This is a genomic window from Mesorhizobium sp. M0571, assembly GCF_040320985.1.
Classification (GTDB): Bacteria; Pseudomonadota; Alphaproteobacteria; order Rhizobiales; family Rhizobiaceae; genus Mesorhizobium.
This window is the reverse complement of record NZ_JAMYQT010000001.1, coordinates 399,869-423,628: the sequence shown is the minus strand read 5'-3', so window position 1 is coordinate 423,628 and position 23,760 is coordinate 399,869. Positions and strand designations below refer to the sequence as shown.

The 23,760-nt window shown below is 61.6% G+C and carries 28 protein-coding genes and 1 tRNA gene; 9 read left to right on the top strand and 20 right to left on the bottom strand.

Annotated features, from left to right (window positions below; translation table 11 throughout):
• Nucleotide 1: 1 nt before the first annotated feature.
• The gene (locus NKI85_RS02090) at nt 2-328 is read right to left on the bottom strand and encodes an ElaB/YgaM/YqjD family protein (RefSeq protein WP_352529133.1); all 327 of its coding nucleotides are present in this window, start codon (nt 326-328) and stop codon (nt 2-4) included.
• A 301-nt stretch (nt 329-629) separates the two neighbouring features.
• Here NKI85_RS02090 and NKI85_RS02085 point away from each other — a divergent pair, with 301 nt between their 5' ends.
• Nucleotides 630-950 carry a response regulator gene (locus tag NKI85_RS02085; protein WP_502896073.1) on the top strand — a complete coding sequence of 107 codons (321 nt, stop codon included), beginning with the start codon at nt 630-632 and terminating at the stop codon, nt 948-950.
• Nucleotides 951-981: 31 nt separating this feature from the next.
• Here NKI85_RS02085 and NKI85_RS02080 read toward each other — a convergent pair whose 3' ends face one another.
• The gene (locus NKI85_RS02080; protein ID WP_023678544.1) at nt 982-1,533 is read right to left on the bottom strand and encodes a sigma-70 family RNA polymerase sigma factor; all 552 of its coding nucleotides are present in this window, start codon (nt 1,531-1,533) and stop codon (nt 982-984) included.
• A 3-nt stretch (nt 1,534-1,536) separates the two neighbouring features.
• The gene (locus NKI85_RS02075) at nt 1,537-1,740 is read right to left on the bottom strand and encodes a NepR family anti-sigma factor (protein ID WP_023720919.1); all 204 of its coding nucleotides are present in this window, start codon (nt 1,738-1,740) and stop codon (nt 1,537-1,539) included.
• Between the two features lie 216 nt (nt 1,741-1,956).
• Between NKI85_RS02075 and NKI85_RS02070 the strand changes: the two genes are divergently transcribed.
• The 5 genes from NKI85_RS02070 (at nt 1,957) to NKI85_RS02050 (ending at nt 5,456) form a co-directional block, all read left to right on the top strand.
• Nucleotides 1,957-2,751, top strand: a complete 795-nt coding sequence (locus NKI85_RS02070; protein WP_352451151.1) for a response regulator — start codon at nt 1,957-1,959, stop codon at nt 2,749-2,751.
• A gap of 236 nt (nt 2,752-2,987) precedes the next feature.
• Nucleotides 2,988-3,152 (top strand): DUF1328 domain-containing protein, encoded by a 165-nt coding sequence (locus NKI85_RS02065; RefSeq protein WP_352529136.1) that lies wholly within the window; start codon nt 2,988-2,990, stop codon nt 3,150-3,152.
• A 191-nt stretch (nt 3,153-3,343) separates the two neighbouring features.
• Nucleotides 3,344-4,378 carry a sensor histidine kinase gene (locus NKI85_RS02060; protein WP_352775531.1) on the top strand — a complete coding sequence of 345 codons (1,035 nt, stop codon included), beginning with the start codon at nt 3,344-3,346 and terminating at the stop codon, nt 4,376-4,378.
• A 423-nt stretch (nt 4,379-4,801) separates the two neighbouring features.
• Nucleotides 4,802-5,128: a hypothetical protein gene (locus NKI85_RS02055; protein WP_352529140.1), complete on the top strand. Its 327-nt coding sequence runs from the start codon at nt 4,802-4,804 to the stop codon at nt 5,126-5,128.
• Between the two features lie 82 nt (nt 5,129-5,210).
• The gene (locus NKI85_RS02050) at nt 5,211-5,456 is read left to right on the top strand and encodes a YMGG-like glycine zipper-containing protein (protein WP_006328050.1); all 246 of its coding nucleotides are present in this window, start codon (nt 5,211-5,213) and stop codon (nt 5,454-5,456) included.
• A 96-nt stretch (nt 5,457-5,552) separates the two neighbouring features.
• On the opposite strand, the gene NKI85_RS02045 is transcribed toward NKI85_RS02050, so the two are convergent.
• The 4 genes from NKI85_RS02045 to xylF all read right to left on the bottom strand — a co-directional run bounded on the left by NKI85_RS02045 (nt 5,553) and on the right by xylF (nt 10,750).
• Nucleotides 5,553-7,193 carry a CHASE domain-containing protein gene (locus NKI85_RS02045; protein WP_352529142.1) on the bottom strand — a complete coding sequence of 547 codons (1,641 nt, stop codon included), beginning with the start codon at nt 7,191-7,193 and terminating at the stop codon, nt 5,553-5,555.
• 122 nt (nt 7,194-7,315) lie between these two features.
• Nucleotides 7,316-8,116 carry an ATP-binding cassette domain-containing protein gene (locus NKI85_RS02040; RefSeq protein ID WP_352529144.1) on the bottom strand — a complete coding sequence of 267 codons (801 nt, stop codon included), beginning with the start codon at nt 8,114-8,116 and terminating at the stop codon, nt 7,316-7,318.
• A gap of 119 nt (nt 8,117-8,235) precedes the next feature.
• Nucleotides 8,236-9,567 (bottom strand): sugar ABC transporter permease, encoded by a 1,332-nt coding sequence (locus tag NKI85_RS02035; RefSeq protein WP_352529146.1) that lies wholly within the window; start codon nt 9,565-9,567, stop codon nt 8,236-8,238.
• 142 nt (nt 9,568-9,709) lie between these two features.
• Complete coding sequence (gene xylF, locus NKI85_RS02030) at nt 9,710-10,750, bottom strand: D-xylose ABC transporter substrate-binding protein (protein ID WP_352529176.1); 1,041 nt, start codon at nt 10,748-10,750, stop codon at nt 9,710-9,712.
• Nucleotides 10,751-11,035: 285 nt separating this feature from the next.
• On the opposite strand from xylF, the gene NKI85_RS02025 reads away from it, so the two are divergent.
• Nucleotides 11,036-12,280, top strand: a complete 1,245-nt coding sequence (locus NKI85_RS02025; RefSeq protein WP_352529148.1) for an ROK family protein — start codon at nt 11,036-11,038, stop codon at nt 12,278-12,280.
• Nucleotides 12,281-12,289: 9 nt separating this feature from the next.
• Here the strand turns inward: NKI85_RS02025 and phoB are convergent, their stop codons facing one another.
• Genes phoB through pstS form a run of 6 tightly spaced genes read right to left on the bottom strand, consistent with a single transcriptional unit; the run spans nt 12,290 to nt 17,501 of the window.
• The gene (phoB, locus tag NKI85_RS02020) at nt 12,290-12,979 is read right to left on the bottom strand and encodes a phosphate regulon transcriptional regulator PhoB (protein ID WP_031212149.1); all 690 of its coding nucleotides are present in this window, start codon (nt 12,977-12,979) and stop codon (nt 12,290-12,292) included.
• A gap of 16 nt (nt 12,980-12,995) precedes the next feature.
• Nucleotides 12,996-13,703 (bottom strand): phosphate signaling complex protein PhoU, encoded by a 708-nt coding sequence (gene phoU, locus NKI85_RS02015; protein ID WP_352529150.1) that lies wholly within the window; start codon nt 13,701-13,703, stop codon nt 12,996-12,998.
• Between the two features lie 32 nt (nt 13,704-13,735).
• Entirely contained in the window at nt 13,736-14,539 is an 804-nt protein-coding gene (pstB, locus tag NKI85_RS02010; protein ID WP_352529152.1) for a phosphate ABC transporter ATP-binding protein PstB, read from the bottom strand.
• On the bottom strand, nt 14,536-15,387 hold the full coding sequence (gene pstA, locus NKI85_RS02005; protein ID WP_352529154.1) for a phosphate ABC transporter permease PstA: 852 nt from the start codon (nt 15,385-15,387) through the stop codon (nt 14,536-14,538). The genes pstB and pstA overlap by 4 nt, the downstream gene beginning before the upstream one ends.
• Nucleotides 15,388-15,390: 3 nt before the next feature.
• A complete protein-coding gene (gene pstC / locus NKI85_RS02000) occupies nt 15,391-16,380 on the bottom strand; it encodes a phosphate ABC transporter permease subunit PstC (protein WP_352529156.1) in 990 nt (329 codons plus the stop codon).
• Nucleotides 16,381-16,439: 59 nt separating this feature from the next.
• Entirely contained in the window at nt 16,440-17,501 is a 1,062-nt protein-coding gene (gene pstS, locus NKI85_RS01995; protein WP_352529158.1) for a phosphate ABC transporter substrate-binding protein PstS, read from the bottom strand.
• A gap of 658 nt (nt 17,502-18,159) precedes the next feature.
• On the opposite strand from pstS, the gene NKI85_RS01990 reads away from it, so the two are divergent.
• Nucleotides 18,160-18,513 (top strand): hypothetical protein, encoded by a 354-nt coding sequence (locus NKI85_RS01990; protein WP_352529160.1) that lies wholly within the window; start codon nt 18,160-18,162, stop codon nt 18,511-18,513.
• A 91-nt stretch (nt 18,514-18,604) separates the two neighbouring features.
• Here NKI85_RS01990 and NKI85_RS01985 read toward each other — a convergent pair whose 3' ends face one another.
• Nucleotides 18,605-19,600 (bottom strand): DUF2865 domain-containing protein, encoded by a 996-nt coding sequence (locus NKI85_RS01985; protein WP_352529162.1) that lies wholly within the window; start codon nt 19,598-19,600, stop codon nt 18,605-18,607.
• A gap of 331 nt (nt 19,601-19,931) precedes the next feature.
• Between NKI85_RS01985 and NKI85_RS01980 the strand changes: the two genes are divergently transcribed.
• Nucleotides 19,932-20,147, top strand: coding sequence for a hypothetical protein (locus tag NKI85_RS01980; protein ID WP_352529164.1), 216 nt, complete (start codon nt 19,932-19,934; stop codon nt 20,145-20,147).
• 146 nt (nt 20,148-20,293) lie between these two features.
• Here NKI85_RS01980 and tolA read toward each other — a convergent pair whose 3' ends face one another.
• From tolA to NKI85_RS01950, 6 genes are all read right to left on the bottom strand, one after another.
• Complete coding sequence (tolA, locus tag NKI85_RS01975; RefSeq protein ID WP_352529166.1) at nt 20,294-20,698, bottom strand: cell envelope integrity protein TolA; 405 nt, start codon at nt 20,696-20,698, stop codon at nt 20,294-20,296.
• A gap of 350 nt (nt 20,699-21,048) precedes the next feature.
• The gene (locus NKI85_RS01970) at nt 21,049-21,915 is read right to left on the bottom strand and encodes a glutathione S-transferase family protein (RefSeq protein ID WP_352529168.1); all 867 of its coding nucleotides are present in this window, start codon (nt 21,913-21,915) and stop codon (nt 21,049-21,051) included.
• A 27-nt stretch (nt 21,916-21,942) separates the two neighbouring features.
• Complete coding sequence (locus NKI85_RS01965) at nt 21,943-22,524, bottom strand: VOC family protein (protein WP_352529170.1); 582 nt, start codon at nt 22,522-22,524, stop codon at nt 21,943-21,945.
• A gap of 282 nt (nt 22,525-22,806) precedes the next feature.
• A tRNA-Glu gene (locus NKI85_RS01960) sits at nt 22,807-22,881 on the bottom strand.
• Between the two features lie 90 nt (nt 22,882-22,971).
• Entirely contained in the window at nt 22,972-23,379 is a 408-nt protein-coding gene (locus NKI85_RS01955; protein ID WP_352522778.1) for a VOC family protein, read from the bottom strand.
• Nucleotides 23,376-23,759, bottom strand: coding sequence for a fimbrial protein (locus NKI85_RS01950; RefSeq protein ID WP_352522779.1), 384 nt, complete (start codon nt 23,757-23,759; stop codon nt 23,376-23,378). The genes NKI85_RS01955 and NKI85_RS01950 overlap by 4 nt, the downstream gene beginning before the upstream one ends.
• Between the last annotated feature and the right edge of the window lies 1 nt (nt 23,760).

Genomic DNA, 23,760 nt, shown 5'->3' with positions numbered 1-23,760 from the left:
ACTAGCGGCGCGCGAGGAGCGCGAAGAGGAATCCGACGCCTGCGGCGATCGCCAGCGAAGTCACCGGCTTTTCGCGCATATGGGCTATCATCTGCGCTTCGATGTCCTTAGCGTTGCTGCGCAGGCTGTCGAAGGCTGCTTCGCCCTGGGCGCGCAGTTGCTCGACCCCTTCGGTGGCGGCGCGCCGCGCCGTTCCGTAGCCGTGTTCACCGGTCTTGGCCAACTGCTTGGTGAGTTGTTCGATATCGGCCTTCAGTTGTGCAATGTCAGCCTCAAGATCCGAATTCGTACGGGCTTCGTTCGCGGCCTTTCCTGCGGCAGTCGCCATTGCTTCGCTCTCCTTGTTTTGCTCGGTCGAAACGCTCGACAGACCCCAAGGTTCCGGCGCGAACCTCTTTGAACCTTATCTCCGGCAGCGCTCGTTGCAAATGCCTTGCAAGGGCCGAGGCCAACGTATCCGCGCCAGCACGTCTTTTTAAATGACAGCATGCCAATTAGCGATCATGACTTCCCCGGTTTCAAGATCCCCCGTTTCAAGATAGAGACGCATTTAAAGGAGATATTGCTGCGTGCGCCCATCGCTTGACGGTTTGCGGATTCTTATCCTGGAAGATGAGTTCCTGATTGCCATGGATATCGAGCAGCTTTGCCGCGACTACGGCGCGCTCGATGTGGTCGTCGCCCGGGATCTGGCTGATATCGAACAGCAAGACGTTGCCACTCAGTTCGATGCGGCCATCGTCGACCTCATGCTGAGCGGCGTTTCGACGCTCCAATTTGCTTCGCGGTTGCGTGAAGCGGGCATCCCGTTCGTCTTCGCGTCGGGCTATTCGGATATCGACGAGATCAAGAAATCCTTTCCCGGAGTCAGACTGGTCACCAAGCCCTATTCGGGAGACGATCTCGTCGAGGCAGTGGCAGTGGCCTGCGAGCGAAGGCCTCTCCCCTGAGGCGCGGGAGCGGTTCGAACACCTCCACGCTTCACGCAGCCGTCGACCCCGTCACCTGAGCCGAAATTGCGTCCGGGCCATACTCGTCTTCACCGGAGATTTTCAGGATTTCCTGCAGCCGCGTGCGGGCGCGGCTGACGCGGCTCTTGATCGTTCCGACGGCGCAGCCGCAGATCTCGGCCGCCTCCTCGTAGGAAAAGCCCGATGCACCGATGAGGATAATGGCTTCGCGCTGGTCTTCGGGCAGCAACTCGAGCGCGCCGCGAAAGTCCTCGAGATCAAGCTGGCCGTGCTGGGCCGGATGAACGGCAAGCCTGGCCGTCATGACGCCATCGCTGTCCTGCACCTCGCGGCCGCGCTTGCGCATCTGCGAATAGAATTCGTTGCGCAAGATCGTGAACAGCCATGCCTTAAGATTAGTGCCGGGCTGGAAGCTTTCATGCTTGTCCCAGGCCTTGACCAATGTTTCCTGCACCAGATCGTCGGCCTTGTCGGCGTTTTGCGTCAGCGACACGGCGAAAGCCCGCAGGCTCGGGATCGAGCCGAGCAAATCGGTCTTGAAGCCCTGGGAGACGGCCGCCATGCCTCAGTCCTTCTTCTGTACAGGTTCGGCCTTTTCCAACTGGCTGAGCAGTTGGGCGAAGCGATCCGGCACATTGTCGGAGACCAGCTCGTCGTAGTATTGTTTGAGTTTGCGGCCGATTTCCGAGTTCGGCCCAAGCGGGTCGCGGGAAGCAGCCCGGCGCCCGTTGCCAACGCCAGCCGTGGTAGCTTTCGTCATGTTCTTCATTTCGCCCTTCGTCCCAGCCTTAAGCCGCCCTTCAACACATAACGCAAGGCAAGCGGCAGCCTCGTCTGGTTGCCCAACCCGCCCTTAAACGCCAGCCCCACATATTAGTTCCGCACGATTGGAACCTTTTTCAAGGAGCCAGCGTTTTATCTATTAGGCTTGCAAACCGCATTTAGCTGTAACATGCAATCACGTCATATGAGGGAGACGTCCAATATGAGCCTATCAGCAACCATCGCTCCGCACCTGCCGTTCCTGCGCCGCTTCTCGCGCGCCGTATCCGGATCGCAAGAGAGCGGCGACGCGCTGGTCGCCGCAATGCTCGAGGCCATCATTGCCGATGTCGACATCTTTCCGGACGCATCGAACGACCGCATCGCGCTTTACAAGGTCTTTGCCAAGCTCTTCACCTCGGTGGCCATTCGCGTTCCGCAAGAGCATGCCCAGTCGGCATGGGAGCAGCGCGCCGCGGCCAATCTGAATGCAATCGCGCCGCGTCCCCGCCAAGCCTTCCTGCTGGTCGCCGTCGAAGGCTTCAGCGAAGACGAGGCGGCGGAGATTCTCGACGTCGACGAACAGCAATTCTCCGAACTTCTCGCTCAGGCGAGCAACGAGATCTCCCGTCAGGTGGCGACCGACGTGCTGATCATCGAGGATGAGCCGCTGATTGCCATGGATATCGAGGAAATGGTCGAAAGCCTCGGCCACCGCGTCGTCGGAACGGCGCGCACCCACGCCGAGGCGGTGGCGATGTTCGGCAAGGCGCGGCCAAAGATGGTGCTTGCCGATATTCAGCTTGCCGACGGCAGTTCGGGCATTGCGGCCGTGAATGAGATCCTGTCGTCCACCTCGGTGCCGGTGATCTTCATCACCGCCTTTCCCGAGCGCCTGCTCACCGGCGAGCGGCCGGAACCGGCTTTCCTCGTCACCAAGCCGTTCAATCCGGACATGGTCAAGGCTCTTATCAGTCAGGCCCTGTTCTTTGACCGGCACGCGAAGGCCGCGGCATAAAACAGCTAGCGGTCGCGCTGCGGCCGCCAGGGTGTGGGATAGCCACTCCTCTTGGATCAGAGGGGGCGTAATTCACTGGCAACCAACTGGTGCCGAACCTGAGAACCTGACAAGAAGCTTTTCGCACACCGCAACAATTCGGGCCGTAAAGATTTTCAGCATCGTCTTTTTCGGGAAATGGTGGAACAAACGGAGGCGAATCACGTTTTCACCGCAGCATTGGAAGGAGATGGATCATGCTTTACTGGGCGCTCGTATTTCTCGTCGTGGCGATCATCGCCGGTGCGCTTGGTTTCGGCGGCATCGCTGGCACCTCGGCCGGCATAGCGCAGATATTGTTCTTCGTCTTTCTCGCTTTCCTGATCATATCGCTTATTGCCGGCCTGATCAGACGAGCGTGAATGCCAAGCGGCCATTTAAGCGAACACTGGAAGCCGCACCCCTCAAACGGTTTCCAGCCACCGCCGGGCAGTGTCCTCCAACGGGACGCCGCTCGGCGGACCGCTTTTTAAGGCTTTATACGAAGCGCCTCCTTTTGGAACCCATTTCTCCGCGAGCCGTTCAGCCCGACATGGGTTGAGCAAGATGACCGATGCGTTCCAGAGTCGGAAAGATGAAAGACCGCGGCCAGAGTGATGAGATCATCGCTTTGCATCCCGCCGAAAGCGGAATGCAGCTTGGCCGAGCCCTTCTCCACGCCCTGCACAATGCCGGGATTTCCGTTCTATACCAGGATCGCGAGATGAAGACGGTGTGGGCGCGCAACATGCGCGCACCATGGACCTCCGATGCCTCCGATAATAACGGCATCTTGCCGCCTGCGCAGGCAGCGCGTATCGGCGCCGCCAAGCACGACGTCATCGTCTCCGGCAATCCCCAACACCTCGAACTCAGCGTGCCGGCCGATGATGGCGCCCGCTGGTTTCAGGTGTGGATAGACGCCGACCGCAACGAGACCGGCGCAGTGCAGGGCGTCGTGACCACCATGGTCGAAACGACCGAGCAGAAACGCCGGGAGCAGACGCTGAAGGCGCTGCTGCGCGAGGTCAGCCACCGCTCCAAGAACCTCTTGGCCATCATCCAGAGCATCGCCACCCAGACGGGCCGCTATTCGGGCAGCATTGACGATTTCCTGACGCGTTTCCGGGGCCGATTGCAGTCGCTGGCCTCCTCGCAGGATCTGGTTACGTCATCCAACTGGCGGGGAGCAGCGCTGCGTGAGCTGGTTTCCGGTCAGGTCGGCAGGTACGGCGCGGACCCCATGCACAGCCTGCGTTTCCGCGGCGCAAATCCGTATCTCAATCCCAATGCTGCCTTGCACATCGGCTTGGCCATGCATGAGCTCGCCGTCAATTCGGTCAGCTATGGCGCACTGTCGCGCACCGATGGCTTCGTCGAGGTCACGGCTGATCTGACGGCCGCTTCCGCTGGCGAGCCTGCTCTGTCACTGACATGGGCCGAAGTGATCGGAGCCAACGACAATCAGCGCAGCGAGAAGCGTTTTGGCAGCGTCGCGCTTGAACGCGTCGTGCCCACATCGTTGAATGGAACGGCGACACTCGAAATCACCGGCAACCGCCTCGAATATCGCCTTGTCGTTCCTCACGGCAATTTCGAGACGGATTGAACGAACGGCGGCCGCCCGGAAGAAGGCTTGCTGCGCATCGCCCCACCTTAACCGACTGTTCACCATAAAGTCCGATCCTGTCTGAACGTGCCGATCCGCCGGATCTCGATCGCAGTTTGGCGCAATATGAAAGGAATAGGCCTTGACGGCTGCAGACTTGAACAGAATGGAACAGGCCGCTCGCATTTCGATGGGCGGGTTTCAGGACCCCGACGCGTTCGCAGCGCCCGTGCCTCGCGCTTCGCCGCTCCGCTTTGCCGTTTACGCGCTCATAGCCGCGCTCGTCCTGGCGGCCGCGTCCCAGTTGATTTGATCGAGCTCGCCAAGATTGCCGGCAGCTTCTGCCTGCTCACGTCGGCTTGATCGCACTGTCCAGGAACTTTGAGGGATTTGGACCGTTTCCGTGGCGAGAGGTCCCTTGCCATGGAGCACATTGCCGCTTTGCTGTTGGTTGTCGGCTGTTCGAACGGCATGACCGCGTGTCGTGAATTGCCTACGCCGGTAAGCGTTTTCGAAACCGAGGCGGAGTGCATGGCCGCGCGCCCGCTTGCGGTGACCAACCTCCGCGATCAAGCCCAGCATATCGTCGCCAAATGCCTTGCCGTCGATCCGGCGCTCGAGGACGATTATGACCGGATCGTCTGGAGCGTGCGTCCGGACGGCACGCTCGATGCCTCCTTGGAGATTTCCAACTTCATGGTAGCATCGAACGCCGCGCGCCCCGAAAAAGACTATCTTAATCAACAATGAAATCGTGCGGGCAAAGGCCGTGCTTTCATGCTAAATGGCGGCTGGAGCTTACTAAAGTGAGGACAAAGTGAGGAGTGACTTCATGCGGAAGATGATTATTGCCATGGTTGCCGTGGTTGCGGTCAGCGGCTGCACCACCACGGAGGAGAACGTGGGTATCGGCACTGTGGGCGGCGCGCTCATCGGTGGCGCCGTCGGCGGCGGCAAGGGCGCTTTGATCGGTGCTGGCGCTGGTGCGATTGGCGGCCTGCTCGTTCGCCGTCTGCAGAATGGCTATTGCCAATACAGAGATCGTCACGGCCGGATCTACACAGCCCGCTGCAACTAGTTTCGAAAAACAGGCCAACGTCAAACGCGGAGGCAGATATGTCTCCGCGTTTGCGCGCGCAAAGCGCTCTCGTGATGCGGCTCATGGAATGAAGTTTCAGGCCGGCAGCGGAATCCTGATCTCCACGTTCAGACCGTCCTCACGAAAGTCGCGCCTGATCGTACCGCGTAATTCGCGCGTGACGTTGAGATCGATCAGTCTGGTTCCAAAACCGCTCTTTGCCGGTGTCTTGAGCTTTTTCTGCCCGGCCTCACGCCAGTTGAGGACCAGTGTGCGGACGCGTCCGCGGCCTTCGAGCGACCAGTCGACCTTGAGCGCCCAGCCGCCCTTGAGGGTGTTGGCCGAATTGCCGGCTTCGCCATATTTTAACGCGTTCGTCGCCAGTTCGTGAAAGACGAGGCCGAGCGCCTGCGTCGTCTTCTCGTCGAGAAGAACCTCCGGTCCCGACAACAGCTCTTCGGGAAGCTCATTGCCGAACACTTGGCCGAGCTCGATGCGCAGCAGGTCGCCAAGATCGGCTTTCTGCCAGCGTGAGCGCGTCAGCATGTCCTGGGAAGCCGCCATTGCCTGCAGCCGGGCCGAGAAAGACGTCGAGAATTCCTGGACGTCGGCGGCGTGCGATGCTGTCTGGCGCGCGATTGCCAGCACCCGCGTGATCGAGTTCTTGATGCGATGCTTCATCTCCTGCAGCATCAGGTCTTTTTCCAGTAGGCTCTTCTCGGTCGTTTCGTGAAGCAGCGAGACCGCCTCATAGGCCCGCTCCTGATAGCGGGCCACCAGCGCGATGGCGCCGGCAAGCAGCAGGCCGAACAATCCCAGCATCACCGGAATGGCGCGCGAGGAAGGTTGCGAAAAAGCACTTGTCGGCCTGAACAGGACAGTCCACGGCCGGCCGGCAACAGTGATTTTGCGGGTGACCAGCAGCCTGTCGCCGAGGGCCGAAACAGGCGGCGTTTCCGACTGGAACAGCAGATTGTCGCTGTTCACCACGCCGTCGTAGACCTCGGTATTGACCGGCAACAGTGGCGCCCGGCTGAGCGCGGCCTGGAACAGGTCCCGGGAGCGGAAGGCCGCATAGAGGAAACCGGCAGTTGAGGATCTCGACGCGTTGACGGCGTCCGGCGCGGTTTCGACATTAAGCCGGACGAAGACGAAGAACCCGGTGAAGGTCTGCGCGGCACCCGTTTCCTTGCCGAGCTGCGCAAGCCCGCTGGCATGCTGCTGGTCGTCGGCCAACGCTTTTTCGATCGCCTCGCGCCGCACCGGCTGGGTGAACATGTCGTAGCCGATGCTGGATTTGTTGGACGGATCCAGCGGCTCGAACAGCACGATGGGCGTACGCCAGGGCAAGTTCGTGTCGGGATAGATCGCATGGCTTGCGCCGTGGTCGTGCAGGATGTCGCGCTCGACCGCCGCGTCGTTTTCAGTTTTCGCCAGGCGGAGGAAGCCGATGCCGCGCAGGCCGGCGAAATTATTGTCGATGTCGAGTGCGTTGAAGAAAGCCTTGAACTCGCCTTGCGAGATACCGCCATTGCGCGCATCGAACAGCGCCTGGGTCGAGCGCAGCAGCGACAGGTCCAGGTCGATGCGGCTTTCGATCCGGTTGAGCGCGTCGTCTGCCGTCGCCTCGAATTTTATGCGGGCCGCTTCCTGGGTGGCAAAATAGGCAAAACCCGCCATCGTCAGGCTGATCAGCGCGACGGCGATGAAAGCGACGGTCGGAAAGAGCTTTTTCAATTGCTGATACGGGCCATGGAAGGTTCTTTATGGGCAAGTCCCGGCGTCAACACAATGGCGAGGCCAAAGCATGGTGACGACTGGCACATTACGCCGCATTTGATTAGCCGGCTAATTCTTGTTCAAGCGGCGATCTTCAGGGCCCCCGGGCCCGGTATGGCGCCGGGCGGGCATTTGCCGAGAATGATCATGCCGAGCACCTCGTCCTGGGTGACGTCGGTTGTGCGCGCCGTGCCGACAACCCGACCGTTCTTCATGACGCAGACGCGGTCGGCAAGCTCGAACACGTCGTGAATGTCGTGGCTGATCAGGAAGATGCCGATGCCGTCGGCCTTGAGCTGCTTGACCAGTTCGCCGACCTGCGCAGTTTCTTGCGGCCCCAGTGCCGCCGTCGGCTCGTCCATGATCAGGATGCGGGCGTTGAACAGGATGGCGCGGGCGATCGCAACCGACTGCCGCTGGCCGCCCGAAAGCCTTATTACCGGCTCCTTGAAGCGTTGGAAACGCGGATTGAGCCTGCCCATCACCTTGCGCGCCTCGGCCTCCATGGCGACGTCGTCGAGCGTACCCCAGCCGGTCATCAGCTCGCGGCCGAGAAACAGGTTGGCGGCCGCGTCGACATTGTCGGCCAGCGCCAGCGTCTGGTAGATCGTCTCGATGCCGTACTTTTTGGCGTCGCGCGGGTTGGAGATCGAAGCCTCCTCGCCGTTGACGAAAATCTGGCCCGCATCGCGCTTGTAGGCGCCAGACAAGATTTTTATCAACGTCGATTTGCCGGCACCGTTATGGCCGAGCAAAGCCATCACCTCGCCCGGGAAAAGATCGACCGAGGCATCGTCGACGGCGCGAATGCCGCCGAAGGCGATGGAAATGTTGCGCATCTCGATCAGCGGCGTGCCCGTGGGAGCGGTCTTGTCTGCCATGCTCGTTCCTCCTCCCTATAGATCTTGCTTGAGCATGATCTTGTCCGAACCGAAGGTCAGCGGCAGCAAAAACCGGTTTCCACTTTTCGCTGACGCGGATCTTCGGTTCGGGATCATGCTCAGACCCGTTTGCGATAGACGGTATCGAGCCACACCGCGACCACCAGCACGGCGCCGACAACGATGCTCTGCAGCGGCGAATCGATGCCGAGCAGCACCATGCCGGATTGCAGCGACTGCATCAGAAGCGCGCCGAGCATGGCGCCGAGCACCGTGCCGGAGCCGCCGGCGAGCGACGTGCCGCCGATCACGGCCGCCGCGATGACCAGGAGCTCGTCCAGGGTCCCCAGCGCATTGGTCGACGCGTTGAGGCGGGCCGATGCGATCGCCGCACTGATCGCGGCCAGCACGCCCATGATCATGAACACCTTCATGGTCACCCAGCGTGTGTTGATGCCGGCGAGATTGGCAGCCTCCGGATTGCCGCCGATGGCGAAGACATAGCGGCCGAAACGGGTGCGCCTGGTGATGAAGGTCATGACAATGCCCGCGGCCACGGCCATCAGCACCGGTATGGCGATGCCGTGGGCGATGAACAACCCGCCCTCGGGAATGGTGATGCCGTTCTGCTGGGCATATTGGCGTACGATGCCGACCGGCCAAGGATAGGAATTGGCGATCCAGACGGCGCCAAGGATGGCGGCGCAGGCTATCACGCCGAGCAAGGTTTCCGCCCAGACAGGGCGCAGCGGGAACTTGAACCGCTTGCGCTGCGAGCGGCCGTTGAAGAGCACGAAGGCAACGGCCGCGCAGGCGACGACACCGACGATCCAGCTCCAGGTGGCGCCGATCGAGCCGCGTGGTCCGCCGCCCATCAGCTGGAAGGTCCTGTCCAGCGGCGCAACGGTGCGCCCGCTGGTAATCAGCCATGCCATGCCGCGCCAGATCAGCAATCCGCCGAGCGTCACGATGAAGGCAGGAACCTCGAGATAGGCGATGATGAAACCCTGAAACGCTCCGATAGCCAGGCCGAGCACCAGGCCGGCGGCCAGTGCAATGACCCACAGCCAGGGGCTGCCAAGCTGAAACCCCATGACGCGGACGAGGAATTCGGCCTGCGCCACGCCCATCACCATGCCGATCACGCCTTCCACCGAACCGACGGAAAGATCGATGTTGCGCATCACGATGACCAGCACCATGCCTGTCGCCATGATCGCCACCGAGGAGGTCTGCACGGAAAGGTTCCAGAGATTGCGCGGCGTCAGGAAGAGCCCGCCTGACAATATGTGGATCCCGACCCAGATGACCAGCAGCGCGCCGACCATGCCGAGCATGCGCGTGTCGAGTTCGGTTGCCTTGAGAAATCGGGCAACGACGCCGAGCTCGGATTCACGCGCCCGGTCTGCGGTCGAGCTGTCGACCGGCGTGTTGGAAGTCGTGTCGGTCATGATGTTTCTCCCGCCGGGTTGCCGTCTGCCGCGGATGCCGGAAGCAGCCTAGAAGTTATCCGCCGGAAGCGGAAAAACAATTCTTCTTGAAAAAACGCCGCGGCGAGCAGCCGCGGCGTTCGGACTTCTCGGAAACGTCGGATCAGTTGCAGACCGGAACAGTGCCCGCCGCCACGCCGGCGCAGACTTCTTCTTTCTTGATCCAGCCGGCGTCGATGACGACGTTGAGGTTGTCCTTGGTGATGGCGACCGGGGTCAGGAACAGCGACTTGACGGTGTTGCCGCCGGGCGTGGTGAAATCCTTAACGCCCGCAACGTCGGTCATCTGCTTGCCGTCGGCCAGTTGCGAGGCGATCTCGGCGGCGTTCTTGCCGAGCTCGCGCGCGTCCTTCCACACCGACACGGTCTGTGTGCCGAGCGCGATGCGGTTCAGCGCGGCGTGGTCGCCGTCCTGGCCCGAGACCGGAACGGATCCGGCCAGCCCTTGCGCCGTCAGCGCGGCGACGACGCCGCCGGCGGTGCCGTCATTGGCGGCGACTACGGCATCGACCTTGTTGTCGTTCGCGGTCAGGAACTGTTCCATGTTCTTCTGGGCGTTGGCCGGCAGCCAGCCGTCGGTATAGGCCTCGCCGACATTCTTGATCTTGCCGCTGTCGATGGCGTCCTTCAGCACTTCCATCGAACCGGCAAACAGGAAATCGGCATTCGGATCGGCGCCCGAGCCCTTGATGAAGACGTAGTTGCCTTCCGGCTTCACCTTGAACACTTCGCGGGCCTGCATGCGGCCGACCTCCTTGTTGTCGAAGGTCAGGTAAAAGACGTCTTTGTTCTCGATCAGCCGGTCGTAGCCGACGACCGGAATACCTTCGTCCAGCGCCTTCTGCACAGCCGGCCCGATCGCCGAGGCGTCCTGCGCCAGGATGATCAGTGCGTTGGCACCCTGCGAGATCAGGCTCTCGACGTCGGTGAGCTGCTTGCCCGGGTTGGACTGTGCATCGGCGGAAATATACTTGTCGCCGGCGGCCTCGATGGCGGCCTTCATTGCGGCTTCGTCGGTCTTCCAGCGCTCCTCCTGGAAATTCGACCACGAAACGCCGATGACCTTGTCCTTAGCCTGCGCCACCGACGCGAGCGTCAGCGTCATGGCGACACCCGCCAGAATGGCGGTCGTGAATTTCTTCATCATATCCTCCCTGCGCCGCGTACGGCGTGACCAATTGGCCCAAAGACCAGCTAGAGGCGTTAATTTTTTCGAGCCTCGAAAAAATACTGACCCGATCTCCGGCTGCTGTCAACATCGATTCTGATGGATTTTGATGACTCTCCGAGTTTTTTCGAGTGTCGGAATAAACGATGACAGCGCCGCCGGCATCTGACACTATTTGCCTGTATCTGACACTATTTGTCGGACATTACCGACGGCTTCCGGTTCATGAGCGGCCGCGGCAACCGGGAGGAAAGCAAAACGATGTCGGTCGGAATCCGCCATGACGATTTGCGCCGGCGCAACCGGGCGATGGTGATCTCGGCGGTGCGCCGGGCCAGCCAGCCGTCGCGTACGGAGATCGCTGCAACCACCGGCCTCAGCCATTCGACCATATCGGCGATCTCCTCCGACCTGATACGGGAAGGCATCCTCGCCGAGAGCAAGGCAAACGAGCCCGTTTCGTTGAAACGCGGTCGTCCGCAGGTCGGCCTCGCCCTCAACCCGGAAGCGGCGGCGGTGCTGACCGTGGTGTTGTCGCTGAATTTCCTGTCGGCCGCCATCATCGACTATGCGGGACAGGTGGTCGTCGAGGAACAGCGCCGGCTGGACACGCTGACCATGCCGCGCGACGAGCTGATCCGCGAATGCATGGCCATCGTCCGGCGCCGGCTGGAAGATCCAGACCTTGACGTCCGCAGTGTCGCCCGCATCGCCCTGGCGATTCAGGGAATTACCGACTCCCCTGCACGCGCCATGCTGTGGTCGCCGATCACGCCGCAGACGGACATCGCCTTTGCCGACATGCTGGAAGACGAATTCGGCATCCCGGCCACGGTGGAGAACGATTGCAATATGATGGCGGTGGCTTTGCGCTGGCGCGATCCGGATCGCTATCGCGACGACTTCATCGCCATCCTGCTTTCGCACGGCATCGGCATGGGGCTGGTGCTGAAGGGCGAGCTGTTCACCGGCACGCATTCCTCGGGCGGCGAGTTTGGCCACATGATCCATCGTCCAGGCGGCGCGCTCTGCCGTTGCGGGCGGCGCGGCTGCATCGAGGCCTATGCAGGCAATTACGCCATCTGGCGCAACGCTACGGGGATGAGCGAAGACAGCAAACCGGTCGCCGACGTCAGCGACGCCGACATGCGCGCGTTGGCGGCCCGGGCCCGCGAGAAGGATGGGCCGGAACGCGAGGCCTACCGCAGGGCCGGCGAAGCGCTGGGTTTCGGTCTCGGCTCGTTGTTCGCGCTGATCGATCCAGCACCGGTCGCGATGGTCGGCGTCAGTGCCGCCGCCTTCGATCTGATCGAGCCGGCCTTGCGCAAGGCCATCGCCCAGACCGCCGGTGGCCAGCATTCGAGCTCGATCTCCTTCGACACCGAGCCGAACGAATTGCCGCTGATCCGCGAAGGCTGCGCGATGCGGGCGTTAAGCTTCGTCGACCAGGAGATTTTCGCGCCGGGCGCGCAAATGAGGCCCGGCATCAGAAAGAACGTAGCCTGACCAGGCAGGTCAATCTTCCCTGATCGCATAGCCGGCACCGCGGATGGTGCGGATGACATCCGGCATGCGGCCGTTATTGACGGCTTTGCGCAGCCGCCCGACATGCACGTCGACGGTGCGTTCGTCGATGTAGATCGTCTCGCCCCAGACATTATCGAGCAACTGGCTGCGCGAGAAGACGCGGCCGGGATGCCGCATCATGAATTCGAGCAGCCGGAATTCGGTCGGCCCGAGCCGGATTTCGCTCTTCTTGCGATAGACCCTGTGCGATTCGCGATCGAGCACGATGTCGCCGACCTTCAGCACGCTGGACAGCACTTCCGGCTTGGCGCGGCGCAGCAGCGCCTTGACCCTGGCCATGAATTCCGGTGTCGAAAACGGTTTGACCAGATAGTCGTCGGCGCCGGTCGAAAGACCGCGCACCCGGTCGCTCTCCTCGCCGCGCGCGGTCAGCATGATGATCGGCAGCCGCTCGGTTTCGGGGCGCACCCGCAACCGTCGGCAGAGCTCGATGCCGGAAACCGCTGGTATCATCCAGTCGAGCACCAGAAGATCGGGCACATTCTCCTGCAAACGGATCTCGGCTTCGTCGCCGCGTGTCACCACCTCGACCTGGTAGCCTTCGGATTCGAGATTGTAGCGGAGCAGCACACCCAACGGCTCCTCGTCCTCCACCACCATTATGCGTGGTGCGATCATCGGCTGGGCACCCCCATCATGTCACCGGTGCGGACATTGTCGTTTCGTCCTGCTTCGGACGATTGACAGGCAATTGCTCGCCGGTCAGCACATAATACGCATTTTCGGCGATGTTGGTGACATGGTCGCCGATCCGCTCCAGATTCTTGGCGCAGAACAGCAGATGCGTGCAAGCGGTGATGTTGCGCGGGTCTTCCATCATGTACGTCAACAGCTCGCGGAACACGGACGTGTATTTGACGTCGATGCGCTCGTCGGCGGCGCGTAGCTTGGCCAGCGCGGCCGCATCGCCGGCAGCATACTCCTCGATGACGCCCTGCACCTGGATGAGCACCAGCTGCGCCATCGCATCGATGGAATGCGATAGGTCGCGCGGCGTGACGCTGAGGCCGACCGCACTCACACGCTTGGCGATATTCTTGGCAAGGTCGCCGATGCGTTCGAGGTCGCCGGCCATGCGGATCGCCCCGACGACATGGCGCAGATCGTGGGCCATCGGCTGGCGCTTGGCGATCAGGGTGATGGCGCGGTCGTCCAGTTCGCGTTGACGCGCATCCATGATGGCGTCGTCCGAAACAACGCGCTGCGCCAGCGCATTGTCGGAATTCAACAGGGCCTTGGTCGCCCCGCCGACCATCGAACCGGCGAGGTCGGCCATGTCGCGGATCAGCTTGCTGATCTGCTCGAGATCCTCGTCGAAAGACGCGACTGTATGTTCGGCCATGATATTGTCCTCGTCTGCGTGATCGGCACCGCTCAGCCGAAGCGGCCGGTGATGTAGTCCTGCGTGCGCTTCTCGCGGGGCGACGTGAAGATCTTCTCGGTCCGGTCGAACTCGACCAGCTCACCCAGATACATGAAGGCAGTCTGGCGCGACACGCGCGCCGCCTGCTGCATGTTGTGAGTGACGATGACGATCGTGTAGTCGGCTTGCAATTCGTCGATCAGTTCCTCGATCTTGGCGGTCGACAGCGGGTCGAGGGCCGAGGCCGGTTCGTCGAGCAGAATGACTTCCGGCTTCACTGCCACGGTGCGGGCAATGCAGAGCCGCTGCTGCTGGCCGCCGGAGAGGCTCAAGCCGCTGGCGTTGAGCTTGTCCCTGACCTCGCCCCAAAGCGCGGCACGCTTCAACGCCTGTTCGACGCGGCCGTCCATCTCGGACTTGCCGAGATTCTCGTAGAGCCTGACGCCGAAGGCGATGTTCTCGTAGATCGACATGGGGAACGGCGTCGGCTTCTGGAACACCATGCCGATCTTGGTCCTGAGCAGGTTGAGATCCTGCGACCGGTCGAGAATGTTCTTGCCGTCGAGCAGGACCTGGCCCTCGGCTGTCTGTTTCGGGTAGAGCTCGTAGATGCGGTTGAAGACGCGCAGCAGCGTCGACTTCCCGCAGCCCGAAGGCCCGATGAAGGCCGTGACACTGCGCTCGGGCAGCGACAGGCTGATGTCCTTCAGCGCCTTGCTCTGGCCGTAGTAGAAGTTGAGGTTCTTGACCTCGATCTTCGTCTTCTCGGCGACCGTTTCGGTCATCGTCATGTCCGGGGACAACATCTGTGTCATCTGTCCTCTCTGCGTCCGGTAAGGCTGCGGGCGAGGATGCTCAAGCCCAGAACCGTCAGGGTGATTATGAGTGCGCCGGTCCACGCCAGCTGCTGCCATTCCTCGTAAGGGCTGAGAGCGAACTGGAAGATGGTCACCGGCAGGCTGGCCATCGGCGCGTTGATATTGCTGCTCCAGAACTGGTTGTTGAGCGCGGTGAAGAGCAGCGGCGCCGTCTCGCCGGAAATGCGTGCTATCGACAGCAATATGCCGGTGACGATGCCGGACAATGCGGCGCGGTAGGCGACCGAACGGATCACCACCCAGCGCGGCGCGCCGATCGCGGCGCCGGCTTCACGCAACGCGTTCGGCACCAGGTTGAGCATGTCTTCAGTAGTGCGCACGACCACCGGAATGACCAGGATGGCAAGCGCAACGGCGCCGGCAATCGCCGAGAAATGCCCCATTGGCCGCACCATCAATTCATAGACGAACAAGCCGATGATGATCGACGGCGCCGACAACAGGATGTCGTTGATGAAGCGGACGACGGTGGTGATGCGCGAAAAGCGTCCATACTCGGCCATGTAGGTGCCGGCCAGAACGCCGATTGGCGTGCCAACGATAACGGCGATGACCGTCATGACCAGGCTGCCGGCGATGGCGTTGAGCAGGCCGCCAGCTTCGCCCGGTGGTGGCGTCATCTCGGTGAAGACCGCGAGCGAAAGCCCGGCTGTGCCCTTATAGACCAACGCGCCGAGAATGAGCGCCAGCCAGGCAAGCCCGATGCCGGCGGCGACGACGCAAAGCGTCATCATCACCGAATTCCTGGCTTTGCGGCGGCTGTGGAGCGATGAGGATGTCGACATCGGTCAGGCTCCCGTACGGGCGTCGATCCGCATCAGCATATAGCGGGCGGCGGCAAGGATCAGGAAGGTGATGACAAACAGGATCAGGCCGAGCGAAACCAGCGAAGAGGTGTAGAGGTCGCCGTCGGCCTCGGTGAATTCGTTGGCGATGGTCGCCGAGATGGTCGTGCCCGGAGCGAACAGGGAGGCGCTGATGCGGTGGGCGTTGCCGATAACGAAGGTCACCGCCATGGTTTCGCCGAGCGCGCGGCCGAGGCCAAGCATGACGCCGCCCATGATGCCGATGCGGGTATAGGGAATGACCACGCGCCGGGTCACTTCCCATGTCGTGCAGCCGATGCCATAGGCCGATTCCTTCAACACCGCCGGCACCGTATCGAAGACGTCCTTGGTGATCGAGGTGATGAAGGGCAGCACCATGATGGCAAGGATCAGCGCGGAGGTCAGAAGGCCGATGCCGTAGGGAGGGCCGGCGAAAAGGCTGGATAGTCCCGGCACACCATGGAAGAGGTTGATGACGAAGGGCTGTATCGTCGTCTGCAGGAACGGCGCGAACACGAACAGGCCCCAGATGCCATAGATGATCGAGGGAATGCCGGCCAAGAGCTCGACCGCTATGCCGATGGGGCGCCTCAGCGGACGCGGGCAGAGTTCGGTGAGAAAGACCGCAATGCCGATGCCGATCGGCACCGCGATCAGGATGGCGATGGCCGCCGTGACGATGGTGCCGTAGATCGGCGCCAGCGCGCCAAATTTTTCCGTGACCGGATTCCAGCTTTCGGTCGTCAGGAAAGAGAAGCCGAAGGCCGACAGCGCCTGCCACGAGCCGGCAAACAGCGACATCGCGACACCGCCGAGGATGACCAGCACAAGAATTGCAGAAGCGCGGGTGAGTCCGCGGAATATGGCATCTGTGAGCGCGAAGCGCCGCACCGTAGCTTCCCTGGCCCGGGCTGCTGCAGATGATGGCATGGCATCGGAAGCGATGGTCATTGGGTCCTCGCGATTGAAGGCAACAGGGAGGGCGCCGTCGACGCCCTCCCTGGAGGAGATTACATAGCCGAGTAGAGCGGCTTGCCGTCGCTGCCGACGACTTCCTTGGCCCACATGGCCTTGACGCTCTCGACCACCTTGTCAGGCATCGGAACGTAGTCCAGCTCGCCGGCCATCTCATCGCCCTTGTCATATGCCCAGGCGAAGAATTTGAGCGCTTCGCCGGTGGTCGCGGCATCGTCCGGCTTTTTGTACAGGAGGATCCACGTCGCCGCCGTCATCGGCCAGGACTCGGCGCCCGACTGGTTGGCGAGGATCACGCCATAGCCTGGCTTCGAGCTCCAGTCGGCGTTGGCTGCGGCCGCCGAGAACGCCACTGCGGTCGGCTCAACCTTCTTGCCGTCCTTGTTGATCAGATCGGTGTAGGTGAGCTTGTTCTGCTTGGCGTAGGCGTATTCGACATAACCGATCGCGCCGCCGGTCTGGGAGACGTTGTTGGCAACGCCCTCATTGCCCTTGGCGCCGATACCGACGGGCCATTCCACTGCCTTGTCGACGCCGACCTTGTCCTTCCAGTCCGCACTGACGTCGCCAAGATAGTATGTGAAGTTGAACGTGGTGCCCGAACCGTCGGAACGGTGAACGACCGCGATCGCCTGCGAAGGCAGCTTGACGTCGGGATTGAGCTTCTTGATCGCCTCGTCGTCCCACTGCGTGATCTTGCCGAGGAAGATGTCGGCCAGCGTCGCTCCGTCGAAAACCAGCTCGCCCGGCTTGACGCCTTCCAGATTGACGACGGGAACGATGCCGCCCATCACCATCGGAAACTGGGCCAGTCCGGACGATTCAAGCTCGTCGCCGCTGAGCGGCGCATCCGAAGCGCCGAAGGTAACCGTCTTGGCTTTGATCTGCTTGATGCCGCCGCCGGAACCGATCGACTGGTAGTTAAGGCCAATGCCGGTGTCTTTCTTGTAGGTGTCGGCCCACTTCGCATAGATCGGGTAGGGGAAGGTGGCGCCGGCGCCGGAGATGTCCGCGGCGAGCGCGGCGGACAGGGTGAGGGTGGTCGTCGCCGCAGCCATTGCAATCGCAACGGCCGCCGAGCGGATGAAATGTCTCATGTGGCCTGCTCCTGTTCGGAATATGGTCTCTCGGCGCCATTCCTCCGGCGCCCGCTGAGGCCAATAGCCCCCGATTATTACAGTCGCATGACAGTTTCATGTCGCTCCGGTAACGTTGTCCAGCCGGGGTAAGAAGGAGCGGCCGCGGGCTTTGTCGGAATGGCCGCGGTTTGCCGCTGGAATCAGCAGCTTGCGTGAATTCCGGCCAACATTATCCCCTCGGAGATCGCAGCAATCGGCCTCGAAAAGAAAAACCGGGCGAGAGCGCGTTGCATGCAGCCAGAAGGTGTCATGGCCGCGCCATCGCCGAAACAGGTCCGTTGGGGTAAATCTGACCCTGTTTCTTGCCGGCGGTCGCTGCTCCCGCCCGTAACTGGAGGAGCGGAACTTCGAATATCCTATTGTCGCGACTGAGCGCGGCATTGGTATGGTGCGATCGCACCATGGCCTTACGCTGGAAGCGTTGACGAATCGCAAGGTTTAACTCGCCTCGCGCTGGATCTCGCCATCCGCGCCCGACCCGGTGCTCGATCTTTCGAGCAGAGCCTTCGACTGGAAGTGCGACGATTTCTACTTCACCGTACCTACTCCCTCTGCACTATTCCGCCGGTTGTCGGTTAGGCCGAAGCGGCGTTATAAGCTTGCAGGGGTGTTGCTGATGTCTCGACGGATTCCGCCTGTCTTCCTGTGCCTGGTGCTGCTTTTGGGAAGCGGCTGCGCGCGCAGCTATGATGGTACCGTGATCATTCCCAAGCCGCTCGACGTTCGCCGTTTCTGGGACCGGCCTTCTTCGCAGGCGCAAGCCGATCAGTCGCAGTTGGAGACCGACGTCTTTCCCGTGGCGCCGCAATCGCCGAAAAGGCCGGCGGTGCGCAGGAGCGCAGCTTCCGTTGCAGCGCCACGGAGGGGGGTCGCCAACAACCCGCCCATGCTGTCGTCGGAGCCGGCAAAGCCGCTCACCTGCAGGAATGTCAGCGAACCCGGCAAACGGGCCCGTATGGTCTGCGAATAACCAACCGGCCGTCCGTCGATGCGTGGGGCTTTACGCCTTGAAGCGGCTATCCGGCCACCCGTTCGCCGTCTCGGAACATCGCCCGCCTTGGTCAGTCCGCCGGGAAAAAGGCCGGCCCGACCACTCTCACCGGCCGCGCGCTAATCGCTCTTTCGACCGACTGATGCTGGGCAGCCCCTTGCACCTCGGCAACCGGCGTTTTTGCCTCTGCGAGAGCGGCACCGGCAGTTTCGATCCCGGATTCAGGAATTTCCGCGACGATGCCAAAATCCGGCTTTGCCGTCGGCAACGGAATGAGGGCGTTGGTCATGTTGGCCGGTGTCACGGTTCGTGCCCTGAGTTCGGCGACGCGCTGGTAATAGCGCTTGACGTCGCAGGCCTTGAAGTTCGCGTCGTCGCGGTAGCTGAAGGCTGTCGCAAGCTCCACATAGGGCCTTTGGGTCTCGAGCGCGATCATCTCTTCAGTTTCGCGGGTGGCATCGCTCAGCGTATAGAGTTCGATGCCGGCATCGTCGCAGATGTAGCGGCACTGATCGACCGTTTCCTTCAGATCGTCGTTCTTGGCGAACTGCGATTTTGGCGCGGGGAAGAAATATCCGTCCGACAAGCGAACGCAAAACAGCATCCGATTGCCACCCATTGTTGCGCCTGCGGACTGGGGTTTGGGTGCTGTGCGCGGCTGTGCCTGCCGTTGGTCTTGCGGCGCTTGCTGCTGCTTCTTGGCAGCGGGTGCGGCGCAGCCCAGCGCGACGAACCTGGCCTTCAGGCCGGACGTGTCCCTTCCCGAATTCGACAGTCTGGCGATCTGCCGTTGCACCTCCGCCTTGCTGCTGACCAGGTCGGCGCAGGGATTGAAGAAGAACCCGGCCGTTTTCGCCGTGCATCGACGCTGTCTCTCCAGCCTTTGAATCGCGGCGAGTTGACGGCGCAGTTGGGCAAGCTCGGGGCTGGTCCCGCCGCTGCGCCCCGCCGAAAGCAATTGGCTCTTGATGGCGCCGCAGCTATCCGCGTAGGAGGAGGACGTGCCGAGCGCAACGGCTATTGCCGCCACCAGCATCAGAATCGTGAGAGGCCAGAGGCGTGTCATTGGAGCGACCATTGTGCTTGTTGCGCCGAGAACAGGATTTCTTTGTCGACTATGAATAAGAACTAGCTAAATCAGTTTTATCTAATTGAAGAGGGCCACATCGCCGCCAGAGACTTTGGTTCTAGTGTATTATATCTACTCGCGTAAATTCAATATTACATTTTTATTTCAAGATTGAGACGAACCGGCAACAACGCCGCGACTGCCGCCACGGCGAAGTTTGAAGCGCCCGGCGGATTCCGCACCACGATCAATCCGGCGTTACCGGCCGCCCCCTGCTGAAACCTTAGTCCCAAGTTCGACGTTGAGCGGTCAAAGGAGGAGACCGCAAATGTCGATCCACTTCACTGTCTCGGAGCTGACCAAAAATCTGTTCCATTCACTTGGGCTGGACCGTGAGCGCGCACCGAGGCCACTTGACCACGAGCAAAGGCTTTTGCTGGAGTGCTATCTCGCCGGCCAGATTCCGGAATCGGCCTGGAGCGACTATGTCTTCGAAATGCCGGAACTAGCACGACATGTCGAGGCCAGACGAAGCCGCCACTAGAGCATGATCCCGAACCGAAGGTCCGCGTCAGCGAAAAGTGGAATCCGGTTTTCGGAAAAGATCATGCTCAAACAAACAGCTATTCTAGAGCTCCATCCCGAATCTATCGCGGCTCTGAGATCCCTCGAACGCATCTGGCCCGCTCTTCAAGGCGAAGTCTGCACTCGCGGTGCAGGCTGTTTTTGTTTGGGCGAGTTGAATTGCAGAGTGAACACCTTGCCCGGGATGCCTTGAGCCAGCGCTGGTGAAAAGCTCAACGGCAGGCAATGTTCCACGGCTGCGGTCGCCGCGTCGACAAAAGCTTGCCGCGCCTTCTCGTCGCCGGCAACGCGGATGGCGGTCGGCTTGGGCCGGCCGATCAATGTACCATTGCGCCTGAAGCTGAAGCTCAGGGTGACGGTGGAATTCCCGGCATTCGCCGGCGGTGTCCAGCACGCCTGGATGGCAGCCCCGACCTCGGGCATGGTGTTGAGCGTCGCTGCGTTCGATTGACTGGTTGCGTCCACCAGCATGGCGCCTGCAATCACAATCATTCCAGCAATGCTTTTCATGGCAGGGCCTCTGTCCTTGAACCGCCCTCGAGGACGGGACTAACTTCGATGGTAGGGCCAACATCGGCGATGACAAGATGGCGACGCGGTTCATCAGCCATGCAGGCGTCGTGAAGCGCCGTCAGGCGCAACTTCGGCAGGGGCTGGAACAAGCAAAAGGCCGGCGCGCAGCCGACCTTTGCTTCCCATCCGCGCCAGTACATCCGTGGTCGCGGGCTGGAGGTGGATTCAGTAGAAGGGGTTTAGGTTAACGAAACCTTAAGCTCCCCACATCGTGCAAACAGGGGAGATTAAAAAAAGTTCATTACCGGCTCCTGCAGACGTGCGGACGACCGCTATTGGCATGTGCCTCAGGCGTTGGCCTGCGACCTCACATAGGCGATATAGCCGCGCACGTCGCCGGCCGGCTCCGCATAGGCCTTGCCGAGCTTCTTCTCGATCGCCGCCATATAGTCTTTTGCCCATTGGGGCAGCGCGTAGTCGATGACGGCCAGGAATTCGAGCGTCGCCGCCAGGCGGATGTCGGCGATCGACGGGTTCTTGCCGCCGATGAACGGCTTGCCGTTCCTGAAGAAGCTGTGGAAGACCTCCAGCGGCTCGGCAATTGCGGCCGCCGCGGCTTTCTGGGCTTCCGATTTCCTGTCGGGGTGGGCATCGCTGTGGCCAACCTCGCCGGCATATTGCGGAAAATTCAGTGCAGGATAGGTGGCGCGCGCCACATAGGGGTAGAGCGTGCCGATCAGGTAGAACATGGCGCTGTCGATCATTGCCCGCTTGGCGGGCGCCTTAGGATATAAGTTCTCCAGCCCGTGCTTGTTGGCGAGGTACTGCATGATGGCGCAGCTTTCCCACAGGACACCTCTCGGCAGACCCTTGTCCTCGATCATCGGCGTCAGATGGGCCGGGTTCCGCCCCATATATTCGGGCGAGCGCGTTTGGCCCCATACGTCGGTCTCGGAATGGTCGAGCCCGGCGGCGCGTGCAAACACCCGAACGCTCATATTGTTGACGCTCGGCTTCAGCATGCTGAGCGTGAGCGCGGGCTTTTTCGCCGGTTTCGCCTTGGCCTTCGGCGCCAGCTTCTTGGCGGAGACCTTGGCCGCCGGCTTTGCCACTTTCGCCGCTGACTTGGCGGCGGCTTTGGCCGCAGGTTTCGCTCGGGGCGTGGCTGTCTTGGCCACGGGCTTCTTCGCGCTCTTCGTTGCTGTCTTTGCCATTATATCCTCCCTTTGTTTGGCGTGCCGTCAGTACGGATTTTTCGGTGCGCGATCCTCCGACAAGGTCGCGCGGGAGCGCTCGACGAGCGCCTGGATCGCATCGGCAAGGTGCACTTCGGCGATGTTGTAATCGCCGCGCGCGACGCGGACCTTGTGCGCCTGCATCAGAACGTCGGCATGGGTGAAGCCCGCCGGCGGCTCGAAACGGTAGGAGGCGAGTTCGATCAGCAGGCCGAGCGGATCCTCGAAGTAGATCGAGTCCATAAAGCCGCGATCCTTGACGCCGCTGTGCTTGATTTCACGCTCGTCGAGCCGGGCGACCGCCTGCAGAAAGGTGACGCGCGACACCGCGAAAGCAATGTGATGGACGCAGCCCGTATCGGTCGGCGTGCGCCGCTTGACCGGCGTCCGGCTCTCGTCGGTGAAGACCGTGATCAGCCGGCCGTCGCCCGGATCGAAATAGAGATGGCTTTCGCTGGCCTTGTCGAGGTTGGGCTGCTCGAAGGTGAAAGGCATGCCAAGCACGCCCTCCCAGAAATCGATCGAGGTCTGGCGCCCGGCGCCGACCAGCGTGATGTGATGAACGCCCTGCGACTGCAGTTTCTGCATTGGCCCTCTCCTCCCTGCGATCTCGTCATATGACACGGGCGACATCGATCCGTGCCGATCAAGTTGCGGCAGCGCTCCACACGATCGGCAATCCGCATTGCGGATACGGGTGATCGCCTATCCGGCCTCTCGAGCCGTTCCCTGCCCGGCGTTCTGTGCGCCGGTTTGAGCCTCCCGGCTCATAGTTCATGACGTGATGCTAATTCAATTGCGGGCGCTGCGCCAGAAGCGTCGCCCGGCATGGCCAAGCCGATGCCGGCGCATATGAATATTGTGAGATCTTGGTACGCCCAAGGGGAATCGAACCCCTGTTCCCGCCGTGAGAGGGCGGTGTCCTGACCGCTAGACGATGGGCGCGTTCAAGAACCGGCGATATAGGCTGACGGCCGGGAAAAAGCAACTAGCCTTCGGGCTGCCGATCGCACCGGCGAAATATCTGCTGCAAGCCTAGCGTTTTGGCTCGATCAGGTCCCAGAGATTTCCATAGAGATCGGCGAAGACCGCTACAGTGCCATAGGCTTCATGGCGTGGCGCCTCGCGGAATTCGACGTCCTTTTCGAGCATCAGCGCATGGTCGCGGGCAAAATTGTCGGTTTCGAGGAACAAAAAGACCCGGCCGCCGGTCTGGTTGCCGACGACGCCCCCTTGCGCATCGCCGGATGCTTCTGCCAGAAGCAACCGCGCACCCTGCCCGTTGCCCGGCGTGATCGTGACCCAGCGTTTGCCGCCGCCGAGGTCGACATCTTCGGCGATGACAAAACCCAGCCGGTCGACATACCACGAGATCGCCTCGTCATAGTTTGCGACGACGAGCGCGACCGTGGCAATGCTGCGGTTTTCGGCAAAACCGGTCATCTGTTCCTGATCGAAAAACGGCCGACGATGCGGCGTTCGGTAATATCATAAACGAAAATGGCACGGCTGCCGTCGGCAAGCTCGGCATCGATCGAGAGGCGATTGCCGGAAAGCGACTGACTGATCACCTTGGCGCCGACCGGCAGCACGATGTCGCCGCTGACCGGCTCGCCGGCCGGGACCTGGACGTCGCTCGTCAGCGGCGGGGCGACAGGCGGCGCGTTGCGCGCTTTGTAGACAAGCGCCGCGATCACCACCATAAGGGCGAGGAACAGCAGGCCGAGATTGATGGCGACGAAGCGGACGAGCTTCCTCCGCACCTTTTCGACCTCGGGGTCGAGCGGCTTTTCCTCGTCTTCGTCGGCAAGCGGCCGGGCCATG